Below are 3,875 nucleotides of genomic sequence, written 5' to 3'. Positions count from 1 at the left end.
GCTGGATGCCATCTCGCGTGGCGAGGCCACAGCTGCCGCGCGCGATTCCGGGCTGATCTGAAAGCAGCCCTTCCTGGGGAAAGCGCATGGCGCTTTTGCGTCAAAGAGGTGGAGCGGATCAATCGTAGGTCAGGTCGGTCGCCTTGCCGCCGAACACCCGGTAGGCATAGAAGGAATAGAAGATGATGATCGGCAGCACGACCACGGTGCCGGCCAGGATGATGGCCAGGCTTTCCGGTGCCGAGGCTGCCTGCCAGATGGTCAGGCGATCCGGCACCACGAACGGGTAGAACGACCAGGCGAGGCCGGCAAAGCCAAGCGCGAAGATGGCCGCTAGCGTCAGGAACGGCGTCAGTGAATGGCGGTCGTCGGGCTTCGGCAGATGGAAGGTCTGCCGCCACAGCCACAGAAACAGCAGCGCCGACAGGATCGGCAGCGGCGACAGATAAAGCATCTCCGGCCAGACGAACCATTTGTCGAAGATGCGCGGGCTGGCGAAGGGCGTCGCCAGCGACACCGCGGCCATGCCGAGCGCGGTCAGCACCAGCGTCGTGCGCAGCCAGCGCACCGCCTTCTTCTGCAATTCGCCTTCAGTCTTGTAGATCACCCAGGCGGCACCCATCGCCGCGTAGGCGGCGGCAAGGCAGAACGCCACCAGCACGCCGAACGCCATGCCGCCGAGGCCGACATCGAGGCCGAGCACATAGACACCCAGCATGTAGCCCTGCGCCAGCGAGGCGATGAGCGAACCCAGGAAGAAAATACGGTTCCAGCGATGCTTCCGGCCAGCTGGCACCTTGGCGCGGAAATCGAAGGCAACGCCGCGCAGGATCAGCCCGAGCAAAAGCACGAAGACCGGAATGTAGAGCGCCGTCAGGATGACGCCATGCGCCAGCGGGAAGGCGACCAGCAGCAGGCCGACGGCCAGCACCAGCCAGGTTTCGTTGGCGTCCCAGAACGGGCCGATCGCGGCAATCATCGTATCCTGTTCGGCGTCTTCGGCGGCGGCGAACAGGATGCCGATGCCGAGATCGAAACCGTCGAGAATGACGTAGATCAGGATGGCGAGGCCCATCAGGCCGGCGAAGATGAGGGGAAGCGCGGTTGGCCAGTCGAAGCTCATCTTCTTCTCCTACTCGCCAGCCGCCGGCTGTGACATGGCGGCGTTCATGACGCCCGGCAGCGGCGATGAATCGCCGTCCTTCGCCGCCTTCAGCGCCAGGTGCACCAGCACGCCGAGATAGGCGATCAGCAAAAGCACATAGAGAACGAGGTAGGTCGCCAGCGTCAGCGCGACATGGCTGCCCGCCACCGGGCCGACCGCGTCTGCCGTTTTCAGCACGCCCGTCACCAGCCAGGGCTGGCGGCCGATTTCGGTGGTGTACCAGCCGGCCAGCGTCGCCAGCCAGCCCGACAGCGCCATCGGTACCATCAGCATGGCGAGCGGCTTCGGCAGGCTGTGCCGGCGCTTGAGGAAGAAGGCCGCCGACCATGAGACGAGCAGCATCAATATGCCTGTGCCGACCATCACGCGGAAACCCCAGAACACCGGAAAGACCGGCGGATGGTTGCCGGGATAATCGTTCAGTCCCGGCACGACACCGCTGGTCGAGTGCCGCAGCACCAGGCTGGCGCCGTCGGGAATGGCGATCTCGAATTTGTTTTCCTTCGCGGCCTCGTCGGGAAGCGCAAAAAGCACCAGCGGCACGTTGGGGCCGGTGTTCCAGTTGGCTTCCATGGCGGCGATCTTCTGCGGCTGGTGCTCCAGCGTGTTCAGCCCATGCTGGTCGCCGGCGAAGATCTGGATCGGGATCAGGATCGCGGCCGTGAAGACGCCGGTGCGCAGCGCCTTCCACATCGATTCCGAACGGTCGCCGGTGAGATAGCGCAGCGCCGACAGGCCAGCGATCAGGAACGACACCGTCAGCCCGGACGCCAGCAGCATGTGGGTCAGCCTGTAGGGCATCGACGGGTTGAAGATGATTGCCCACCAGTCGACCGCATGCGCCACGCCGTCGCGCATCTCGAAGCCGGCCGGCGTCTGCATCCAGGAATTGAGCGCGATGATCCAGAACGCCGAGACGGTGGTGCCGCCGGCGACAAGCACCGTCGCCAGCGTGTGGATGCGGTTGGAAACGCGGCGGAAGCCGAACAGCATGATGCCGAGGAAGGCCGCTTCGAGGAAGAAGGCGGTGAGGATCTCGTAGGCCAGCAGCGGCCCGGCGATGTTGCCGACCTTTTCCATGTAGCCCGGCCAGTTGGTGCCGAACTGGAAGCTCATGGTGACGCCCGAAACCACGCCCATGGCAAAGGACAGCGCGAACACCTTCACCCAGGTGAAATAGGCGCGCATCCAGGCGGAATCGTTGGTGGCGTTGTAGCGCAGCTTGAAGAACAGCAGCACCCAACCCAGCGCAATGGTGATCGTCGGAAATAGAATGTGGAATGAAATATTCGCGCCGAACTGGATACGCGAAAGTATGAGCGGGTCCATGATGGGCTCCGGCTGCTGCAAATACTCGCGAAGAATAGGCCCGAAGCGAGTTCAGGTCAAAGCGGCGTCCTGCCGCGAGGCTGAACGCCACAGGACAATTTTCCCGGTTGCATGCCGCGCAACTCCGGGCCTGTGCGCCGCACCTGCAATGGCCGGCCTGCAACGATTGTCGAGAACTGTCAGCAGGGCATTGACTTGCGGTTGCAAGCACCGACATTCGGCCTATATCAGGGGACCTCTTTCAAGCAGCCGTTTTCATCCATGCCTTCCATCCTGTCCATTTCCGGGGTCTCCAAGACCTACGCCACCGGTTTTACCGCGCTCAAGGAAGTCAATCTCGACATTCAGCGCGGCGAAATCTTCGCGCTGCTTGGGCCCAATGGCGCCGGCAAGACGACGCTGATCTCGATCGTCTGCGGCATCGTCAACCGCTCGTCGGGCACCGTCACCGTCGACGGCCACGACATCAACAAGGATTATCGCGCCGCGCGCGGTCTGATCGGGCTGGTGCCGCAGGAACTGACCATCGATGCCTTCGAGAGCGTCTGGGCGACGGTCAATTACAGCCGTGGCCTGTTCGGCAAGCCGGCCAACCACGGCTTTGTCGAGAAGGTGCTGCGCGATCTCTCACTGTGGGACAAGAAGGACGCCAAGGCGATCACCCTGTCGGGCGGCATGAAGCGCCGGCTGATGATCGCCAAGGCGCTGTCGCATGAGCCGCGCATCCTGTTCCTCGACGAGCCGACCGCCGGCGTCGACGTCGAGCTGCGCCAGGACATGTGGGCGATGGTGCGCCGGCTGCGCGAGGACGGCGTCACCATCATCCTCACCACGCACTATATCGAGGAAGCCGAAGCGATGGCCGACCGCGTCGGCGTCATCAACCGCGGCGAGATCATCCTGGTCGAGAACAAGGCCGAACTGATGCGCAAGCTCGGCCGCAAGCGGCTGGTGCTGGAACTGCGCAATCCGCTGACGGCCATTCCCGAGGCGCTCTCGCGCTATGCGCTGGAATTGTCGCCCGATGGCGGGCAGCTGACCTACACCTATGACAACCAGGCCGAGCGGCCCGGCGTCGCCCCGTTGACGCGCGATCTCGAGGCCGGCGGCATCCAGTTCCGCGATATCGACACGCAAAACTCTTCGCTCGAGGAGATCTTCGTCAATCTGGTGAGGAGGGAGCCATGAACCTTCGCGCAGTATGGGCGATCTACCGGATGGAAATGGCACGTGCTTTCCGCACCGTGCTGCAGAGCATCGTCTCGCCGGTCATCTCGACGTCGCTGTATTTCGTCGTCTTCGGCTCGGCCATCGGCTCGCGCATCACCGAGATCGACGGCATCAGCTACGGCGCCTTCATCGTGCCGGGTCTGATCATGCT

Annotated in this window: 3 protein-coding genes and 1 pseudogene; 2 read left to right on the top strand and 2 right to left on the bottom strand. The window is 63.5% G+C overall.

The genetic code is table 11. The annotated features are described in order from the left end of the window. Window positions 1–118: 118 nt before the first annotated feature. Window positions 119–1,123 carry a cytochrome d ubiquinol oxidase subunit II gene (locus EN991_RS26810; protein ID WP_013528683.1) on the bottom strand — a complete coding sequence of 335 codons (1,005 nt, stop codon included), beginning with the start codon at window positions 1,121–1,123 and terminating at the stop codon, window positions 119–121. A gap of 9 nt (window positions 1,124–1,132) precedes the next feature. Beyond that, the gene (locus EN991_RS26805; protein WP_013528682.1) at window positions 1,133–2,494 is read right to left on the bottom strand and encodes a cytochrome ubiquinol oxidase subunit I; all 1,362 of its coding nucleotides are present in this window, start codon (window positions 2,492–2,494) and stop codon (window positions 1,133–1,135) included. A 261-nt stretch (window positions 2,495–2,755) separates the two neighbouring features. On the opposite strand from EN991_RS26805, the gene EN991_RS26800 reads away from it, so the two are divergent. Together EN991_RS26800 and EN991_RS26795 are read left to right on the top strand one after the other, a co-directional pair. After that, the gene (locus EN991_RS26800) at window positions 2,756–3,682 is read left to right on the top strand and encodes an ABC transporter ATP-binding protein (RefSeq protein WP_127369891.1); all 927 of its coding nucleotides are present in this window, start codon (window positions 2,756–2,758) and stop codon (window positions 3,680–3,682) included. Further along, a pseudogene (locus EN991_RS26795) lies at window positions 3,679–3,875 on the top strand (sugar ABC transporter permease); the annotation flags it as partial. The gene EN991_RS26800 and the pseudogene EN991_RS26795, both read left to right, overlap by 4 nt.

This window comes from Mesorhizobium sp. M7A.F.Ca.US.005.03.2.1 (genome assembly GCF_003997795.1).
In the GTDB taxonomy this organism is placed as follows: Bacteria; Pseudomonadota; Alphaproteobacteria; order Rhizobiales; family Rhizobiaceae; genus Mesorhizobium; species Mesorhizobium ciceri.
This window is presented reverse-complemented; position numbering and strand designations above follow the sequence as displayed.

Bases quoted from the DNA above. Each gene is read 5' to 3' on its own strand.
- EN991_RS26805 (WP_013528682.1), bottom strand. From the start codon at position 2,494: ATGGACCCGCTCATACTTTCGCGTATCCAGTTCGGCGCGAATATTTCA.
- EN991_RS26810 (WP_013528683.1), bottom strand. From the start codon at position 1,123: ATGAGCTTCGACTGGCCAACCGCGCTTCCCCTCATCTTCGCCGGCCTG.
- EN991_RS26800 (WP_127369891.1), top strand. From the start codon at position 2,756: ATGCCTTCCATCCTGTCCATTTCCGGGGTCTCCAAGACCTACGCCACC.